Annotated in this window: 15 protein-coding genes; 7 read left to right on the forward strand and 8 right to left on the reverse strand. The window is 38.7% G+C overall.

Translation table 11 applies throughout. The annotated features are described in order from the left end of the window. Positions 1-18: 18 nt before the first annotated feature. Positions 19-3,543, reverse strand: a complete 3,525-nt coding sequence (gene recB, locus ICJ55_RS09175) for an exodeoxyribonuclease V subunit beta (protein ID WP_188156525.1) — start codon at positions 3,541-3,543, stop codon at positions 19-21. Between the two features lie 502 nt (positions 3,544-4,045). On the opposite strand from recB, the gene ICJ55_RS09180 reads away from it, so the two are divergent. Continuing rightward, positions 4,046-5,161: a porin gene (locus tag ICJ55_RS09180; protein ID WP_188156526.1), complete on the forward strand. Its 1,116-nt coding sequence runs from the start codon at positions 4,046-4,048 to the stop codon at positions 5,159-5,161. 91 nt (positions 5,162-5,252) lie between these two features. On the opposite strand, the gene ICJ55_RS09185 is transcribed toward ICJ55_RS09180, so the two are convergent. Together ICJ55_RS09185 and ICJ55_RS09190 are read right to left on the reverse strand one after the other, a co-directional pair. Then, positions 5,253-6,644, reverse strand: coding sequence for an MATE family efflux transporter (locus tag ICJ55_RS09185; protein WP_188156527.1), 1,392 nt, complete (start codon positions 6,642-6,644; stop codon positions 5,253-5,255). A gap of 140 nt (positions 6,645-6,784) precedes the next feature. Then, positions 6,785-7,876, reverse strand: a complete 1,092-nt coding sequence (locus tag ICJ55_RS09190; RefSeq protein WP_188156528.1) for an extracellular solute-binding protein — start codon at positions 7,874-7,876, stop codon at positions 6,785-6,787. 220 nt (positions 7,877-8,096) lie between these two features. Between ICJ55_RS09190 and grpE the strand changes: the two genes are divergently transcribed. The 4 genes from grpE to hrpA all read left to right on the forward strand — a co-directional run bounded on the left by grpE (position 8,097) and on the right by hrpA (position 13,505). Beyond that, positions 8,097-8,690 (forward strand): nucleotide exchange factor GrpE, encoded by a 594-nt coding sequence (gene grpE, locus ICJ55_RS09195; RefSeq protein ID WP_188156529.1) that lies wholly within the window; start codon positions 8,097-8,099, stop codon positions 8,688-8,690. A 96-nt stretch (positions 8,691-8,786) separates the two neighbouring features. After that, positions 8,787-9,077, forward strand: coding sequence for a CCDC90 family protein (locus ICJ55_RS09200; protein WP_025236270.1), 291 nt, complete (start codon positions 8,787-8,789; stop codon positions 9,075-9,077). 58 nt (positions 9,078-9,135) lie between these two features. Continuing rightward, entirely contained in the window at positions 9,136-9,588 is a 453-nt protein-coding gene (locus tag ICJ55_RS09205) for a DUF441 domain-containing protein (RefSeq protein WP_188156530.1), read from the forward strand. 11 nt (positions 9,589-9,599) lie between these two features. Then, positions 9,600-13,505: an ATP-dependent RNA helicase HrpA gene (gene hrpA / locus ICJ55_RS09210; RefSeq protein ID WP_188156531.1), complete on the forward strand. Its 3,906-nt coding sequence runs from the start codon at positions 9,600-9,602 to the stop codon at positions 13,503-13,505. A gap of 70 nt (positions 13,506-13,575) precedes the next feature. Here the strand turns inward: hrpA and ICJ55_RS09215 are convergent, their stop codons facing one another. The 3 genes from ICJ55_RS09215 to ung are packed head-to-tail and all read right to left on the reverse strand — an operon-like array spanning position 13,576 to position 15,662. Next, on the reverse strand, positions 13,576-14,019 hold the full coding sequence (locus tag ICJ55_RS09215) for an NfeD family protein (protein ID WP_188156532.1): 444 nt from the start codon (positions 14,017-14,019) through the stop codon (positions 13,576-13,578). Between the two features lie 24 nt (positions 14,020-14,043). Continuing rightward, complete coding sequence (locus ICJ55_RS09220) at positions 14,044-14,967, reverse strand: SPFH domain-containing protein (RefSeq protein ID WP_188156533.1); 924 nt, start codon at positions 14,965-14,967, stop codon at positions 14,044-14,046. A 23-nt stretch (positions 14,968-14,990) separates the two neighbouring features. Beyond that, positions 14,991-15,662 (reverse strand): uracil-DNA glycosylase, encoded by a 672-nt coding sequence (gene ung, locus ICJ55_RS09225; RefSeq protein ID WP_025236276.1) that lies wholly within the window; start codon positions 15,660-15,662, stop codon positions 14,991-14,993. 169 nt (positions 15,663-15,831) lie between these two features. Between ung and grcA the strand changes: the two genes are divergently transcribed. Both grcA and ICJ55_RS09235 read left to right on the forward strand, forming a co-directional pair. Continuing rightward, positions 15,832-16,215 carry an autonomous glycyl radical cofactor GrcA gene (gene grcA / locus ICJ55_RS09230; protein WP_176808774.1) on the forward strand — a complete coding sequence of 128 codons (384 nt, stop codon included), beginning with the start codon at positions 15,832-15,834 and terminating at the stop codon, positions 16,213-16,215. Between the two features lie 173 nt (positions 16,216-16,388). Continuing rightward, positions 16,389-16,847, forward strand: a complete 459-nt coding sequence (locus ICJ55_RS09235) for a LexA family protein (protein WP_188156534.1) — start codon at positions 16,389-16,391, stop codon at positions 16,845-16,847. A gap of 45 nt (positions 16,848-16,892) precedes the next feature. Here ICJ55_RS09235 and ICJ55_RS09240 read toward each other — a convergent pair whose 3' ends face one another. Together ICJ55_RS09240 and nfo are read right to left on the reverse strand one after the other, a co-directional pair. Then, positions 16,893-17,462, reverse strand: coding sequence for a C40 family peptidase (locus ICJ55_RS09240; RefSeq protein WP_188156535.1), 570 nt, complete (start codon positions 17,460-17,462; stop codon positions 16,893-16,895). 128 nt (positions 17,463-17,590) lie between these two features. Beyond that, positions 17,591-18,436 carry a deoxyribonuclease IV gene (gene nfo, locus ICJ55_RS09245; protein ID WP_188156536.1) on the reverse strand — a complete coding sequence of 282 codons (846 nt, stop codon included), beginning with the start codon at positions 18,434-18,436 and terminating at the stop codon, positions 17,591-17,593. Positions 18,437-18,473: the final 37 nt, after the last annotated feature.

Raw genomic sequence — 18,473 nt, forward strand, 5'->3', positions numbered from 1 at the left:
AATTTGCCCCTACTCTATCTACCCAAACAACCTATCCATTTCTTCAATTAGCAATTTGCTTGGTTTGTCAAAATAAACACCGCTTGCACTCTCTCCATTCATAGCCCGTAGGAAAAGATACGCAACACCGCCAAAATCACGCTCATAATCGTAATTTTCACTTAGGCGAACAGTTAGATAACGGTGCACGGCAAGAGTATAAAGCAAATATTGTAAATCATAACGCTGTCTGCCCATTTCTCGCTGAATATTTTCTGTGGAATAATTTTGTGGCAGATAACCTAAGAAATTCGATTTGTAGTCAATAAGATAGAATTTTCCATTCATCTGCACAATACAATCCACAAAGCCACGCACAAAGCCTTCTAATTGCGGTAATTGCAGTTCAGGCAAATTTTTTGCTAAAGGGCTATGTTGTTTTAATAACGCATTTAATTGGTGCAAAGCTTTATCATTTTTTAAACGTAAATAGAATTGCCATTCATTTAACCGTTTAGTTTCATCGATATCTTTTAAACAGAAATTTGCTTCCGGCAAAGGAGTAGCAAGAATACGCTCAAACCAGCCTAATGTTGGCTCGAGCCATTCTTCACTTAAACCTAATTGTTCACACACTTTCGCCACACTTTCTTTATCAATTTGTTCGCCAAATCGGCAATGCTCAAAAAAACTGTGCAACACAGTACCAACTTTAATGCCGTGCGGAAATTGGAATGGTGAAAAAGCATCAATTTCCATCGTGTAATCCGGCTCAATGAGTTCAATATGGACATCTCTGTCTTGGGCTAAATCTATCACTCTTTCTGCTTTACCTTCACTAAAACGCTCGTGTTGTGCATAAAGTGAAGTAAAGCTCGTAATCTGCCCCACTACCCGAATATTGCCACTAAAGGTTTTGGCTTGATAACTTTCCTCCGTTTTACCACTTTCCCAACGGCTAAAAGGTAAATGCTCTGCTACTTCAATAATATCGGCTGAAATCTGCTTTTTCTCAAAATAGTCTGCAACACTCACGTTATCTTTCGGTAATTCACCTTCTGCCAATAAATAATGTAATGGGCTCCAGCCTGAAATCATTTTAGGTAACACTAAATTGAGCTGAGATTCCGCACGGGTTAATGCAACATAAAACAGACGAAGATCTTCCGCATAAGCTTCATTTTGGATGTGCTCTTTTGCCTCTTCTTCACCCAAATACCAATCCAGATCACCTTTTTGATTACGATACAAACCTAAATTAACCTTTGTATCGCCCTCGCTTTTTTCTGCAGCAAACGGCAACCAAACAATCGGATACTGCAAGCCTTTCGAGCCGTGAATGGTAACAATTTTAATCAGCTCTTCTTCACTTTCAAGGCGAAGTTGCTGTTCATCATTAAAATCGGGTGAGCTAATTTGCTTTTCATACCAACGCACCAGTTCCGCTTCAGATTCCAACACCTGCGAAGTTTCTTGCAGAATTTCCGTCAAATGCAGCAAATCAGTAATCAAACGATCCGCATTTGGCAAACCTTTTAATCGCTCAATAATACCTTGCTCTAAATAGATTTTATGCAACATCGGCAAAATGCCTTGCTCTTTCCAGATAGTGCTATATTCAACGAATTGATTGACCTTTAAATCCCACAACATTTCATTTTCTTTATAGCGATAAATTTCTGCCGCACTTAGCCCCCAAAGGGTTGAACCTAAGGCGGATAATAACGCTTTATAATTGTAAGGGTTAAGCCCGGCTTGTAAGAGCCAGCAAAGTTCAGTAGCTATTTCCGAACCAAATACAGAAGCCGATTCTGCCAAATAAACCGATTTAATATTTCGCTTCGCTAACGCTTTTTTGATGCGTTTTGCCTGCGAGCCTTTTCGCACCAAAATGGCAATATCTTTTGGCTCAAAAGGATTGAACTCGTCGTTTTTCTCAATCCCGAATTTACCCTCATTCATTGCCTTAAGTTGTTGGTGGATTTGGTATGCACAAATTTCTGCGACATCATCGAGCTTGGTTTTGTCGCTGGTGTAGCACACAAAATGCCCTTGCTCACTGATTAGCTTGCCTTTGCGACCGTCTGCCTCAACAGGGTAAAAGCCAATATCATCATAAAGAAACGGTGATTTCGCCTCATTTGCAAAATAAAACAAATTATTGACCGCTTGTACCACTTCAGGTAACGAACGCCAGTTTTTACCGAGTGTAAATTGCTCGTCTGTCTGCTTCGCTGCTCTTAAATAAGTGAAAATATCCGCCCCACGAAATTTATAAATTGACTGTTTCGGATCGCCGATCATAATAAAGCCGTTATCGCTCTGCGCTGCCATAAAAATTTGGCTGAAAATTTCATATTGGGTAAGATCGGTATCTTGGAACTCATCAATCATCGCAAAAGGGTAAATAGAGCGAATTTTTTGGGCTAACGCCTTACCTGTTTGCGGATTTTTCAACGCTTGGTTAAGCATTGTGAGTAAATCATCAAAACCACGCTCCGGGTGCGATTGCTTATATTCTGCCAGCTTGGTTTTTAAGCTTATTAAAAATTGATAGAGTAAAATCGCTTTTAAGCTATTTTCAAATTGCTGCTGATAAGCGGTCAAAAAATCCTGATTTTTTGCAAGTTGAGGTAAATCCATTGGCTCACAACTTTTCTTCGTGCCTGCGGCTATTTTCTCCGCAGTAAACAGATAGAACTCGTCTGGCAAATCACGATTTGACGAATTTACCCATTGGTTCATAACAATAACACCCGTTTCAAAAGTAGCAGAGCGATACCAACCACCGTGTAACGTCGTTTTATTTTTGAGATCGTGCCTAATTGCCTCAACTAACTCCGCACTATTTGCTTTCCAGTAGAATTTCACTTCATCAATAAATCGATTATATTGTGCCAACTGTTCCGTAAAATCTTGAGCTAGAAACGCTTTCGGCTCGGGCAACTCACTTGCTAAATAATTTCTTACCGCACTTAACGCCCTTTCCGGTGTAGTTAATTCAGCTGAAATAATTTCACTTTCTTTTGCCCCTTGCGGATAAAACTGCTCTCGCCATACATCTTCGCTTAATTTTTTCAGTAAATCAGATTGGTTCGGCTGTAAATCAAGATCAAATCGCACGCCTGATTCGAAGGCAAACTGCACTAACATTTTTTGGCAGAAACTGTGAATGGTAAACACACTGGCAGTGTCAATTTCACGCTCAGCAATGCTCAAACGTAATAATGCTTCGTGAATGTGATTGATATGCGGATAGAGGTGCTCTAAAAATTCGAGATTATTAGCATAAGATTTTCCTTCGATGCCTTCTCCGTTCACTTTATCTTTTAAAAAATCGGCACATTGCTGAATGTTTTTTCGGATACGATTTTTCAGCTCCTCCGTTGCTGCTTTGGTAAAAGTTACCACCAAAATTTGCTCAACAGTTAAAGGCATAACACCTACGCCTAGCAATAAACGTAAGTAAATATTGGCAATGGTAAACGTCTTCCCCGTACCGGCAGAGGCTTCAATTAAGACAGATTTATTTAAGGGTAATTTAATCGGATTTAGATTTTGCATAACGTAAAAGTAGGAAAACGACAAATAATAAGATTTTATCTATAAAGAAAAAGAATGGCTAGTGTGAACCAAATTTACTCTTTTTTATTCTATCTCGGAGAAAAATTTCATTTATTATGTGATCAAGCTCACAAATCTAAATAAAAGTTTGAATTTTTTTCGTTTTTGTGTACACATAAAATCCCCCTCTTTCCACCCCCTAAAAAAACATATATAAATCAACAAGTTAATTTTCACCTTGGAAATTTCACTCCAAAAGAATTATTAAAAATGTGATCTAGCCCTCATTTTTAAATGGAGTAAAATTTCACTAAAAATTCATAACTTATTGATTTTTAATCATTTTATAAAAGTTCCCCAAAACCCTCAAAATTTGACGAAAAAAATTTATTTATGTAAATTTCGCCACAACAAGGGAACACTTTGTGTTACACGATTTTTAACGTTGCTAGGTAACTAGCTTGTTGAAACTCTAACTACTAACTACTATAAGGAAAACATTATGAAAAAAACACTTCTTGCATTAGCAGTTGCAGCAATGGCTGCCAGTGGGGCAAACGCAACCGTTATCTATCAACAAGACGGTACTAAAATTGATGTTGATGGTCGCCTTGCATTAGAAGTTATTAAAGCTAAAGACAAACGTACTGACGTTCTTGACAGAGGTTCACGTGTGCGTTTCCGTGCATTCCAAGAACTTACCGGTGGTTATGAAGCTTTAGCAGTAGCAGAATTACGTTTCTCTAATGCGGATGGATTAGGTAACGATATTCGTGCACATCGTTTATTCGGTGGTGTTCAACATAAAGATATCGGTTCTTTAACTTTTGGTAAACAATTAGTATTAGGCGACCATATTCCTAAAGCAAACTACACTTGGGAAATGGGCGGAAACGTGTTCTTAGATGTTCACGGTAAAGCATTACACTTTATGTCTGCAAAATTTAACGGTGTTCGTGTAGCTGCAGACTACTATGTGGGTAATTCAAATAAACAAGCAGTAGATGCAGGTCAAGGTTTCCAATTCGGTTTATTCTATGATGGCGAATTAGGCGATGCAAAAGTACGCTTCGGTTCAGGCTATGGTGAATTAACTGCGGCTAAAACAGTAGGGGCGACTACACATTGTTACCAACATTCTGCGGACCAAAGCACCCTAGATGCCAAAACAGGTAAAACTAAATGTCTACTTGGAGAAACTTATGGCGGCAAAGAACAAGAATTCAAACGTAAATTTGCAGGTGTAGGTTTTGATATCAATTACGGTAACTTTACCACAGGTATTGACTGGGCTTACGCTAAATCACCAAAAGGTCAAGCAGCAAATACATTCCAAACATTTGGTGTGAAAAAATTTGAGAAAATCAACCGCTTTGACGTAGGTGTGAAATTAGCAGTAACGCCACAAAATAATATCTATGGTGGTGTATTATTCGGTAACGGTCAAAACGCTGGTGAAGCTAAAGCGAAAAACTTAGGTTGGAAACTTGGTGTTGATCACAAATTCAACAAATTCGTTGCTATTTACCTAGAAGGTGGTAAAGCTAGAACCAAACAAGCAGGTAAAACTATTGAAGACAATAGCAGAATCGGCTTAGGTACTCGTATCACATTCTAATCTTAAAAATTCACCTTAGTTTAATTAGCCACTCGAAAGAGTGGCTTTTTTATCGCCTAGAATCAATACATCAATACAACTGAGTGTTAATTTATTTAATCCTTTCTAACTTTTCAATTAATTGAGCTTCAGGTATAGATTGAATTTTTCGCATTTGCCAAAGTAATAATCCTCCCGCCAAACTTAAGCCAATGCAAAACACAAGCCAAAACCCTTGTGCAGCCATTGGTTGTACAATCCAATCGGTTCTTGCCAAAATATAACCAAGCGGCATACTCACCACCCAATAACAGAAAATAGTTACATATAAAATAGGTTGAGTGTGTTTGTAACCACGTAAAATACCATTTGCTACTGCTTGAATGGCATCGGGAATTTGGTAAACCGCTGCGAAAATCAGTAAATGTGCCGTAATTGCAATAGATACAGGATTACTAGTAAAAGCAAGTGGAATAATATTTTTCAGCAAAATAATAATGATAGCTGCAATAATCGCTAAGATAGCAGCGGTAATAAGTGAGTGATAGCTTAGCACTTTCGCTCTTTCTACATTTTTTTCGCCTAACGTTTGCCCAATCATAATCGTGGTTGCAATACCAAATGACATTGGGATCATAAAAAACAGCGAACTGGTTTGTAGAGCTGCTTGGTGGCTTGCAACAACTTGCGATCCAAGTGGCGAAAGAAAGAGTGCTGAGGTTGAAAATAGCATCACTTCGGTAAAAATCGCAAAAGCAATCGGCAAACCTAATTTGCAAAGTTTTAGTAAAATTTGACCGCTTGGTGCTTCAATCCATTTCTCAAATAATCGAATATCTTTTTGTGATGAGTTGGTATAACAATAATGTAGTAACATTAAAAACATAATCCAGTTTACAATAGCCGTTGCTACGCCACAGCCTACCGCCCCCATTTCTGGTAAGCCAAATTTGCCGAAAATGAAAATATAGTTAAGCGGAATATTAAGCAATAAGCCAAAGAAGGTAATTCGCATTGCAGGTTTGGGGTTAGATAACCCATCATTCATACAACGTAAACTTACCCCAAGTAAAGCAGGAATGAGTCCAACTGCCATTACGGCTAAATATTGCTGCGATTTGATTGAAAATTCAGCCGGCGTTTCCATTAAATCTAAAATCAGATGGCTGTTTAGAAAAATAGCCATCAATGGAATAGACATTGCAAATACAATCCAATAACCTTGTCGCACTTGGTTTGCAATTAAATGGCGATTACCTGAACCGTTTAAGTAAGAAACAGTTGGTGTAATGGCATTTAAAAGCCCCAACACGAATAGGAAAAGCGGAAAGTAAATAGAGTTACTTACGGCAATCGCAGAAACATCATCATCGCTTACTAAACCTGCCATCACAATATCGGCTAGCCCCATTCCTGAAGCAGAAAGCTGGGAGATAAAAATAGGCAACGATAATTTAAATAATTTACGGGCATTTTCCGGGTACTCTTGCCATTTCAAATTCATATAATTAATCTCTTAAAATCTAGTCGTGTCTTTATTTTACCTTAGAAAGCGGTCGTTTTTTTCAAATTTTTTGCAACTTTTTATAAGCAAATAAAAAGCCTCCGGAGATTGTCCCCATAGGCTTAAGAATCAACTAGCCATTATTTAGCAGCTTTTAATTCTTGGTAGTATTTTTCGTAAAGTTCTACTGCATCACCTACATCATCTTGCCATTGTGCTTTTTGTAGCACTTCAGCTGTTGGGTAGATTGATGGATCTTCTGTGATCTCTTTCGGTAATACTTTTAACGCTTCCATATTAGACGTTGGGTAACCAATCTCTAATGTCAATTTTTCAGCTACTTTTGCACTTAATAAGTAGTTGATTAATTTGTGTGCGTTTTCTTTATTTTTCGCGTTAGACGGAATCGCTAAAGTATCTACCCAAAGTACCGGGCCTTCTTTCGGGAACACCATATCAATTGGTGCGTTTTCTTTCTTAGCGATACGTACAGAACCGTTCCATAACTGACCTACAGACACTTCACCTGAAATGAATGAGTTTGCAGGGTTGTCAGAATTAAATGAAAGCACGTTTGGACGAAGTTTTAATAACTCTTCGTAAGCGGCTTTGATTTCTGCTGGATCAGTTGTATTAGGGCTTTTGCCTAATTTTAATAATGCAAGGTTAAATACTTCGCGAGCATCATCTAATAATTGAATTTTGTTCGCAAATTCAGGCTTCCATAAATCACCCCAAGAAGTGAATACATCACCTTTGTAATCTTCAGTTCTAAATGCAATACCCGGTGCACCTAATAATTGCGGTAACGAGTATTTATTACCTTGGTCATAAGGTTTGTTTAACCAATCTTGGTTTAATTCTTTAATAACCGGTAGTTGAGCGTGATCTAATTCCGCTAACATACCTTCACGAGCCATTTTAGATACAAAGTAGTTAGTTGGTGCGATAACATCATAACCGCCGTCTTTACCTTGTAATTTTAATTTAGCATACATTGTTTCGTTAGATTCAAGACTTGAAACTTCTACTTTAATGCCCGTTTCTTTGGTAAATTCATCTAACAAGCCTTCAGGTACATATTCAGTCCAAGTATAAAGGTGAACTGTTTGATTTGTTGCTTGAGGTTTCGCTTCCGCAGCTGCTTTTGGTTCTGCTGCTTTTTCTTCATTACACGCTGTTAATGCAACTGTTGCTAAACCTGCTGCAAATAAACCCGCTAATTTTTTCATTTAAGTTTCTCCGTTAAAAGAAAGTGAGTAAAAAATATAGCCTTGCCTAAGGGCGTTAAAGACTAGCGAATTTTAAGCCACCCCCTAGATTTTGCAAGCCTTTTCTTATTAAAAATGTAATTTTTGGCAAAAAACTTTATGATGAGCTTGAAATCCCTTAATTTATCGCTATATTAAGGAAGATTTATAATTTCCAAATTAGGCTTTAAGAGGATTAAAGATGACCACTCAAAATGAAAACTTACAAGACGAAGTAAAACAAGAAGAAATTCAACCTGAAGTTGTAAATGAAGAAGCTCAGCAAGAAGAAAATGCACCCCAAGAAGATCCTTTAGCTCTTGCTCAAGCTCGAATTACTGAATTAGAAACTTATATTACAGAAGCCGATAAACGTGAACAGGATATTCAACTTCGTGCGCAGGCAGAAATTCAAAATATTCGTCGCCGTACCGAACAAGATGTGGAAAAAGCTCACAAATTTGCGTTAGAAAAATTTTCTAAAGAGCTATTAAATGTAGTTGATAACCTAGAACGTGGTTTAGATGCATTAGATAAAGCAGTTACCGATGAAACAACTCAAGCCTTAGTAGACGGTGTTGAAATGACCCATAAAGAGTTTATCAATACATTGGCGAAATTCGGCGTAGTGGCAATGGGCGAAGTGGGTGAAGCCTTTAATCCGGAACTCCACGAAGCCATTTCTATGCAACCGGCAGAAGGCATTGAAACAAACCATATCAGCACCGTATTGCAAAAAGGTTACACCTTACACGGTCGTGTAATCCGCCCTGCAATGGTAATGGTTGCCGCTTAATTCCAATTTTTCGACGCAGATCGCAAAATTAGCCAAAATGTCCTTTTGTAGCTGTGCTAAATTTAGCCTGTCATTCAATAACAAAAGGAGCTAAAAGTGGAAACAACGATGAGCCTACGATTTGACAAATTACGCTTTGTGAAAAAGCTACAAGAAGCGAACCAATCTCCGGAAATTGCAGAAGCTTTTGCCGATGCTCTTGATGATGCATTGGAACAAAGCCAATCGGCATTAGCTACTAAGCAAGATCTTAAAGAGCTAAAAGCAGAAATTCGAACTGAAATTTCTCAGCTTGAAGTAAGATTAACATCATCAATGTATAAAATGGCAGGTTTTATTTTGGCTGGCGTCGGCGTTCTTATGGGGCTGATGAAATTCATCAACTAACCAACTCTAATTCTCCCTTATCTCTCTGAGATAAGGGATTTTACATTTTTAAATAACTATGACATTACAATTTAACTCTGTTGCCCTACTGTTAGTTGTACTAATTGTACTGGGCTTAGTCAGCCAAAACAATGCCGTTACAATTTCCGCCGCAGTATTGCTGATTATGCAACAAACGCTACTCTCTAAATATATTCCTTCTATCGATCAATATGGTTTAAAAATCGGGATCATTATTTTAACTATTGGTGTACTTAGCCCTCTGGTTTCAGGGCGAATTATGCTCCCTGAACTCAATCAGTTATTGAACTGGAAAATGCTGGTATCTATTATTGCCGGTGTACTGGTGGCGTGGCTTGGAGGACGCGGTGTAGGCTTGATGGGCAATCAACCTGTTTTAGTAACAGGCTTACTCATCGGCACTATTATTGGCGTTGCATTATTTAAAGGCGTACCCGTTGGTCCACTCATCGCCGCAGGGATTTTATCGTTGATTATAGGGAAAGCATAGCAGGAAGCGTGATGAAAAAGAATTTGCGAAAAAATGAAGAAAATCAACCGCTTGTAAAACTGGAAAATATCACAACGAGCGATTTTCGTCGCCTACTCGGTAGATTAAAAGGGGCAGAAAATATTAAAAATGAAGCTAACAAGCGGTCAGTTTTAGACGAAATTTTGCAAGATCTAACTGCTTGTCAAGCTCGCTTTTTTATCCGCCAAGCTCACGCTCAAAATCTAAAAATTGGCTATCCGGATCTGCCTGTTTCAGCTCGCCGTGAGGAAATTTTAAAGCTGATTGCCGAAAATCAAGTAGTCGTAATTGCTGGTGAAACCGGTTCGGGTAAAACTACCCAATTACCGAAAATGTGTTTGGAACTCGGACGAGGCGTAAAAGGATTAATCGGACATACTCAACCACGCCGAATTGCAGCTCGATCTGTGGCAACCCGTATTGCTGAAGAGCTGAAATCAGAGCTGGGTGAGACTGTCGGTTACAAAGTCCGTTTTAACGATCAAGTAAGTGAAAACAGCTTAGTTAAACTGATGACAGACGGTATTTTGCTTGCCGAAATTCAAAATGATCGTTACTTAAATCAATACGATACCCTGATTATTGACGAAGCCCACGAACGCTCGCTCAATAACGATTTTATTTTAGGCTATCTCAAACAAATTCTACATAAACGCCCCGATCTGAAAGTAATTATTACCTCAGCCACCATTGATGTAGAACGCTTTTCCAAACATTTTAACAATGCCCCCATTATTGAAGTGTCTGGGCGAACTTTCCCTGTTGAAGTTCGCTACCGACCAATTGTAGAAGAAGAGGAGCAAGACCAATTACAAGGTATTTTAAATGCCGTTGATGAGCTACAGTCTGAAGGAAGAGGCGATATTCTGATTTTTATGAATGGCGAACGGGAAATCCGTGATACCGCCGAAGCTCTACAAAAGCAGGAGCTTCGCCATACCGAAATTCTGCCACTTTACGCTCGCTTGTCAGCTACGGAGCAACAACGAATTTTCCAGCCAAGTGGTGGCTTAAACCGCATTATTTTAGCCACTAACGTAGCGGAAACCTCACTGACAATCCCGAATATTAAATATGTAATCGACACCGGCACGGCTCGTATTTCCCGCTACAGCTATCGCACCAAAGTACAACGCTTACCGATTGAACCGATTTCCCAAGCCTCTGCTAATCAGCGAAAAGGGCGTTGTGGGCGTATTTCGGAAGGGATTTGCATCCGTCTCTACTCAGAAGAGGATTTCAACGGTCGTCCGCAATTTACCGATCCGGAAATTTTACGAACCAACCTCGCATCTGTCATTTTGCAAATGACCTCGCTAGGGCTGAGTGATATTGCATCTTTCCCATTTGTCGATGCACCTGATAGCCGTCAAATTCAAGATGGGATTAGGTTGTTGGAAGAGTTGCAAGCAATTATTCCTAACCGAAACGGAGCTCGCCTGTCTACACATAAATTGACACTAATCGGTAAACAGCTCGCTCAACTACCTGTCGATCCTCGTTTAGGCAGAATGATTATTGAGGCATCGAAAAACGGTTCATTGCACGAAGTAATGATGATCGTTTCCGCTCTCTCTATCCAAGATCCGAGAGAACGCCCACAGGAGAAACAACAGTCCGCAGACGATAAACATCGCCGCTTTGCCGATAAAGAGAGCGATTTCTTGGCATTTGTGAACCTTTGGCATTTCATTCAAACGCAACAAAAAGAGTTATCGAAAAATCAATTCCGCAATCTCTGCCGTAAGGATTATTTAAACTATAATCGTGTGCGGGAATGGCAGGATATTTACCACCAACTCCGTCTAGCCGTGCGTGAAATGGGGCTAAAAATTAACAGTGAAGCTGCCACTTATCAGCCGATTCATACTGCCCTTCTCACAGGGCTACTATCGCATATCGGTTTGAAAGATAATGAGAAAATGCACTATTTAGGGGCAAGAAATGCTCACTTCTTCATTTTCCCGAACTCCGTGCTTTTCAAAAAGCAGCCGAAATGGGTAATGGCAGCAGAACTGGTAGAAACCACCAAACTTTGGGGACGAATGGTTGCTCGCATTGAGCCGGAATGGATTGAGCCATTGGCAGTACATTTAACCAAATCCAGTTACAGCGAGCCACACTGGGCGAAGTCCAAAGGAGCTGTGATGGCATCTGAAAAAGTGTCGCTATTTGGCATTCCGATTGTAACAAATCGCCCTGTTAATTATGGCTCAATTGACCCAAGCATCAGCCGTGAAATTTTTATCCGCTCAGCACTGGTGGAAGGTGAATGGCATAACAATTACAAATTTTTCAAAGAAAATAACCGCTTGATCCGTGAAGTAGAGGCAATGGAGCATAAATCCCGTCGTCGTGATATTTTAGTGAACGAGCAGGTACTGTTCGAATTTTACGATCAACGAATAGGTATAGAGGTGGTGTCTGCCAAACACTTTGATACTTGGTGGAAAAAGGCTTCGAAAAGCGATCCTGAGCTACTGAACTTTGAAAAATCGTTCTTGATTAACGATAATGCTAACTTGGCGAGCGAGCTGGATTTCCCGAATTTCTGGTATCAAGATAATCTTAAATTAAAACTCAGCTATCAATTTGAAGTGGGTAAAGATCACGATGGCGTAACGGTGCATATTCCATTGCCATTACTCAACCAAGTCGAGCCTGATGGTTTCGACTGGCAAATTCCGGGGCTTCGCCACGAGTTAATTGTTTCTTTGATCAAAAGTCTACCAAAGTCATTACGCCGCAACTTTGTGCCTGCTCCTAACTATGCTGATGCCTTTTTAGGGCGGGTTGAGCCGTTTAAAAAACCATTATTGGAAAGTTTAAGCTATGAACTTCGTCGAATGACCGGCGTGTTAGTTGAGGCTGAACAGTGGGACATCAGCCAACTACCGCCGCATTTGCGAATGACCTTCCGTGTGGTAGACGACAAAGGCAAAAAATTACAAGAGAGCGAGAATTTAGACGAGCTGAAATTTGCTCTAAAAGATGAAGTACAGAATACGCTTTCAAATATCGCTGATGACGGCATTGAGCAAAGCGGTGTGCATATTTGGAATTTTGCCGAGTTACCGCAATTCTACGAACAGAAGAAAGCCCATTTCAGTGTGAAAGCCTACCCTGCGATTGTCGATGAACAGAGTGCAGTGGGCGTGAAACTATTTGAAACGGAATTTGAACAGGCTCGGGCAATGCAGGCTGGTTTACGCCGTTTATTGTTGCTCAATGTGCCTTCACCAATCAAATATCTACACGAAAAACTACCAAATAAAGCTAAGCTCGGCTTATATTTTGCTCCATTCGGCAAAGTGATAGAACTGATTGACGACTGTATCGCCTGTGCGGTGGATAAGTTGATTGGGGAATTCGGCGGTTTTGTATGGAATGAGGAAAAATTCAACGAACTGCACGAATATATACGAGCAAATCTTAATGATACTACTGTTGAGATTGCAAAACAGGTTGAAAAATGTTTAACGTTAGCGTATGAGCTGAATAAACGCCTAAAAGGCAAATTGGATTTCACAATGGCATTTGCGTTAAGTGATATTAAAACTCAAATTGATGGATTGATTTATCCCGAATTTGTAACTAAAACCGGCTATCAAAGGTTAAGCGATTTACACCGCTATTTAACTGCCATTGAACGCCGTTTAGACAAATTGGTCATTGACAGCAATACAGACAGAGCAAAAATGCTACGAGTAGAGCAAGTGCAAGAAACCTATAAGCAGCTCTTAAATAAACTACCAAAATCTAAGCCTATGCCTGATGAGGTGTTGGAAATTCGCTATATGATTGAGGAACTACGGGTCAGCCTGTTTGCTCAACAGCTTGGTACAAAGTATCCGATTTCTGATAAACGAATTTTAAATCTGATAAAAGAGCTTTAGAAAATTACAAGCGGTTATTTTTATTTCAAATTTTGCAAAATTCTTTAACAAAATAACCGCTTCTCTTTTATTAAAGCACGTTCGTTACATACAATGTAATCCCATCAACACGTTGAACCTGTACTTTATCACCTAAATTAAGCCCTATTCCCATCACTCGCCAAGTAGTATCGCCAAACTTACCTCTAGCAACGCCATTTTCCAGTATTTCAACAATTATACCTTGCATACCAATCATTGATTGCTCTCTTGAATTGAGCGATGTAGATTTATCATCTTGTTTATCTTTAGTATGTTGATATTTCCACCAAATCAAGCTAAAGACAATGGCTAGAATCGCGAAGCCACTAATTTGAATACTCACAGATAAATCAGGCAATAGCCAAACCAGCATTGCCAGCAAAATGGCAGAAAATCCCCACCACATAATCAATACGCCTGGAATAATTAATTCTAAAGCCAGTAATACAAAACCTAAGATTAACCAACCATTCCAGTTAAATAGCCAATCCATATTTTCTCCTTACTAAAAGTAGAACTACTTGCTGCTATTTTGAGTACCTTTTAATAATTCAGCAACACCTGCAACAGAGCCAATTAGGTTGCTGGCTTCAAGTGGCATCAGTACCACTTTGCTGTTTTCTGCCGAACCTATGCCTTTCAATGCTTCGGTGTATTTTTGGGCAATGAAATAATTAATTGCGGTGGTATCGCCTTTTGCAATAGCATCAGATACCATTTGAGTTGCTTTTGCCTCCGCTTCCGCTGCACGTTCACGAGCTTCCGCTTGTAAGAATGCTTCTTGACGCTCCCCTTCGGCTTTTAAAATACGAGATTGCTTTTCACCTTCTGCACGTAGAATTTCAGCTTGTCGGATACCTTCTGCCTCTAAAATATCTGCACGTTTATTGCGTTCAGCTTTCATTTGAGCATTCATCGCAGCTACTAATTCTTTTGGTGGGCGAACATCACGAATTTCAATTCTAGTTACTTTTACCCCCCAAATATTGGTTGCTTCATCAACAATCGAGAGCAAGCGACTATTAATGACATCACGTTGTGAAAGCATATCATCTAAATCCATCGAACCTAACACAGTACGCATATTTGTCATTGTTAAATTTACAATCGCCTGTTCTAAATTATTCACTTCATAAGCTGCCCGGCGAGCGTCAATAGTTTGAACAAAGCAGACTGCATCAATAGACACACTGGCATTATCACGAGAAATAACTTCTTGCGATGGAATATCTAATACCTGTTCCATCATATTGATTTTTCGTCCAACTCTATCAATAAAAGGTAAAACAATATTTAGTCCCGGTGTGAGGGTTTTGGTATAACGCCCGAAACGTTCGATTGTCCAATGATAACCTTGTGGCACAATTTTGATGGTTGAACTTAATGCTACCAGCACCAATATTGCAAATGTAGCACCTAAAATCGGTAAATCAAATTCCATCTTTTTCTCCTTTAAATGAACAATTAAATTTCAATAGGTAGTTGCCAATTAATTGGGGATATTTCTTTTGAAATCAAGTAATTATTTGCTTTTGAGAAATGTTTACAGCCAAAAAATCCACGATAAGCCGACAATGGCGATGGGTGCGGAGAAGCTAACACACAATGTCGATTACGATCGATAAACTGCCCTTTTCTCTGAGCGTGGCTACCCCAAAGTAAAAACACCAAATTCTCTCGATGTTCATTTAATTGTGCAATAACTTTATCGGTAAAAATCTCCCAGCCAATTTGTGAATGTGAGCCTGCTCTACCTTGCTCAACGGTTAAACTTGTGTTTAACATAAAAACACCTTGTTTTGCCCAATCAATTAAATAACCGTGATGCGGAATCTGAAATCCTTCAATATCTTCGGATAATTCCTTATACATATTCAACAAAGATGGGGGAGGAGCAACAGGAGGTTTAACTGAAAAGGCTAATCCGTGTGCTTGATTTGGTCCGTGATAAGGATCTTGTCCTAGAATCACCACCTTCACATTGCTAAATTCTGTTAAAGCAAAAGCACTAAATACCTCATTTTGTGGCGGATATATTACTTTGCCTGATAACCGCTCATTATGTACATATTGCAAAATCTGTTGAAAATAATCTTTTTGCTTTTCTTCGCCTAAGGCTTCTGTCCAAGTTTTCATAAAAACACCCAATTGTGATTAAATTTCATTCAAATAGAATACTGTAAGCTAAAAATGGTTAAATTTTTATCGCATTTTATCTAAAAAGAGGTACAATAATTTCAAATAAATTTGAATATTTAAACTTTTTTCGTAATTTACAATTTCACTCTTTATAGGAGAACTTAAAATGATTAAAGGTGTACAAATCACTGAATCAGCAAACAGCAACTTATTAAACTCTTTTTGGTTATTAGATGAAGCTAAAAACGAAGCTCGTTGCTTAGCTGCTAAAGCAGGTTACCAAGAAGATCAAATCGTTGCAATCAGCGAATTGGGCGACATTGCATACCGCGAAGTACCGGTAAATGTTGCTCCAACTATCAAAGTGGAAGGTGGTCAGCACTTAAACGTGAATGTTTTACGCCGTGAAACATTGGAAGATGCAATCCAAAACCCTGAAAAATATCCACAATTAACTATTCGTGTTTCAGGTTATGCAGTACGTTTCAACTCATTGACCCCTGAACAGCAACGTGATGTTATTACTCGTACTTTCACTGAAAGCCTATAATACAGCTTTTAATATAAATAAGCACCCATATCGGGTGCTTTTTTATTGCTTATTAGCGAATAACAAGCGGTCAAAATACTGTTTAAATTTACAAAAAAATTTAAATAAAGCATTGACACTGTTTTTTTACACAGTAAAATATCTGTATAAAAAGACAGATAGAGGATTTCAAAATGGCTTCATTAAAACAAATTTCAACACGAACGGTATCTCATCAGCCGATTCCGCTTTATCGGGATTTTAACAGCAGCCGTTCTGTAAAACTTGATCTTAATTCACTTTGCATTAAACGCCCAACGGATACCTTTTTCATTCACGTTAAAAACCCTAACTTAATTGCTTGGGGAATTGAACTTGATGATTTGTTGATTGTAGAAAATACAGAGCAATTTTTAGTAAATGATTTGCTAGTACTCGAGAAAAATAGCGAATATAAATTCTACCAATTTTTTAATGAAATTAAGAATAAACAAGGTATCAATGAAATTATTCTGTTTTCATTAGATGTAAGTGAGCCAAACTTAAGAATTACTGATTGGAATGAAGTAAAAATTTCTGGTGTGATTACAAATGTGGTACATCAAATGCGTACTCGTGGAACATTTACACAAAGTAAGCAACGTGTGGCATAAATATAAAATAAGGACGCTAATATAGCGTCCTTATTCATTCTTTAATTAAATTACTCGGCGGGATTGAGTATATGTTCTTGACCAATAACGCTCTGATAATGAACTGGTAGTTACACCTTGACTGGAACTTGCGTGAACAAATTTGCCATTACCGATATAAACCCCAACGTGATTGTTTTTACGGAAGAAAACTAAATCGCCCGGGCGTAAATCTGATTTTGAAATAGAACGTCCAATATGGCGTTGTTCTGCGGTTGAACGAGGCATATCTCGGTTAAATGCTTTTTCCATCACTTCACGCACAAAGGCGGAACAGTCAATACCGGCTTTAGTTGTGCCACCCATCCGGTAACGTGTACCAACCCAGTTACGATAAACACTATTAATACGATTACTGCTACTCGCAGTTTGTTCCGCACGTGGGGAATGTTGAGGGCGATTTGTTGAGATAGAAGATTTAGATAATCTTTCTGCTTTACTGGCAATAATTTGATTTGGTGTTGCCGGTTTTGTACTTAAACTTGCAACTGCAATGGAAGAATAACTACTAAAAACAGCCAAAATGGAAGTAATGAATAACGGTTTTAGGCTTACTGCAAAAAGATTTTTTTTCATAATTAATATCTCGTCTCGCCAGAACAATTACAGCGGTTTATTCCTTAATTACGATCTTTAGAAGATCAAAAAAACATACAAAACAAAAGTCTGGAATACTCCAGACCAACATCTCTGACCAGTATAACCTATTTTAGTTCCAAGGTGCGAAGAAATTTTATCTCATCTGCCCAAATTTCAGGCAAAATTGTCTCTAAAATAAGTGGAATTCGGTCAAAATTTGGATTTTGCATAATAAATGCAAAAACTTCTGTGCCAATTGTGCCTTCCCTTAACGTATGGTGTCTATCTACTCTACTACCTAATGGTGTTTTTGAACCATTTAAATGCATTCCTTTTAAATATTGAAAACCAACTGTTTGATTAAAATCATTAAACACTGCCTCACTTTTTTCATAGGAGCTAATATCGTAGCCAGCCGAAAATAAATGGCAAGTATCCAAACATACACCAACTCGGCTTTTATCTTCTACTTGCTCAATAATTTTTGCTAAATGGTCAAAATGCCATCCTAAATTAGAGCCCTGTCCTGCTGTATTTTCAATAACGGCGACCACGTTTGGTACTACTTCAACAGCTATATTGATAGATTCTGCAATTCGAGACAAACAATCTTGTTCAGAAATTTTCTTTAAGTGCGAGCCAGGGTGGAAATTCAGTAATTTCAAGCCAAGCTGATTAGCCCTACTCATCTCATCAATAAACGCTGTGCGAGATTTTTCTAACGCTTCTGCTTCCGGGTTACCTAAATTAATTAAATAGCTATCGTGTGGTAAAATTTGTTCTGCTGAAAAATAATGTGCTGCACAAAATCGCTTAAATTTTTCAACCGTATCCGCTTTTAATGGCTGAGCTTGCCACTGACGCTGATTTTTAGTAAACAACGCAAAAGCATTTGCTCCAATTTCTACTGAACGCAGAACCGCATTTTCCACACCACCCGAAGCACTCACGTGAGCCCCAATATATTTCATTCTGTCCTCTCTGATGTTCTGTTATACTAACACTACT

It is taken from the genome of Mannheimia bovis, from assembly GCF_014541205.1.
In the GTDB taxonomy this organism is placed as follows: domain Bacteria; phylum Pseudomonadota; class Gammaproteobacteria; order Enterobacterales; family Pasteurellaceae; genus Mannheimia; species Mannheimia bovis.

Bases quoted from the DNA above. Each gene is read 5' to 3' on its own strand.
- recB (WP_188156525.1), bottom strand. From the start codon at position 3,543: ATGCAAAATCTAAATCCGATTAAATTACCCTTAAATAAATCTGTCTTA.
- ICJ55_RS09180 (WP_188156526.1), top strand. From the start codon at position 4,046: ATGAAAAAAACACTTCTTGCATTAGCAGTTGCAGCAATGGCTGCCAGT.
- ICJ55_RS09185 (WP_188156527.1), bottom strand. From the start codon at position 6,644: ATGAATTTGAAATGGCAAGAGTACCCGGAAAATGCCCGTAAATTATTT.
- ICJ55_RS09190 (WP_188156528.1), bottom strand. From the start codon at position 7,876: ATGAAAAAATTAGCGGGTTTATTTGCAGCAGGTTTAGCAACAGTTGCA.
- grpE (WP_188156529.1), top strand. From the start codon at position 8,097: ATGACCACTCAAAATGAAAACTTACAAGACGAAGTAAAACAAGAAGAA.
- ICJ55_RS09205 (WP_188156530.1), top strand. From the start codon at position 9,136: ATGACATTACAATTTAACTCTGTTGCCCTACTGTTAGTTGTACTAATT.
- hrpA (WP_188156531.1), top strand. From the start codon at position 9,600: ATGAAAAAGAATTTGCGAAAAAATGAAGAAAATCAACCGCTTGTAAAA.
- ICJ55_RS09215 (WP_188156532.1), bottom strand. From the start codon at position 14,019: ATGGATTGGCTATTTAACTGGAATGGTTGGTTAATCTTAGGTTTTGTA.
- ICJ55_RS09220 (WP_188156533.1), bottom strand. From the start codon at position 14,967: ATGGAATTTGATTTACCGATTTTAGGTGCTACATTTGCAATATTGGTG.
- ung (WP_025236276.1), bottom strand. From the start codon at position 15,662: ATGAAAACTTGGACAGAAGCCTTAGGCGAAGAAAAGCAAAAAGATTAT.
- grcA (WP_176808774.1), top strand. From the start codon at position 15,832: ATGATTAAAGGTGTACAAATCACTGAATCAGCAAACAGCAACTTATTA.
- ICJ55_RS09235 (WP_188156534.1), top strand. From the start codon at position 16,389: ATGGCTTCATTAAAACAAATTTCAACACGAACGGTATCTCATCAGCCG.
- ICJ55_RS09240 (WP_188156535.1), bottom strand. From the start codon at position 17,462: ATGAAAAAAAATCTTTTTGCAGTAAGCCTAAAACCGTTATTCATTACT.
- nfo (WP_188156536.1), bottom strand. From the start codon at position 18,436: ATGAAATATATTGGGGCTCACGTGAGTGCTTCGGGTGGTGTGGAAAAT.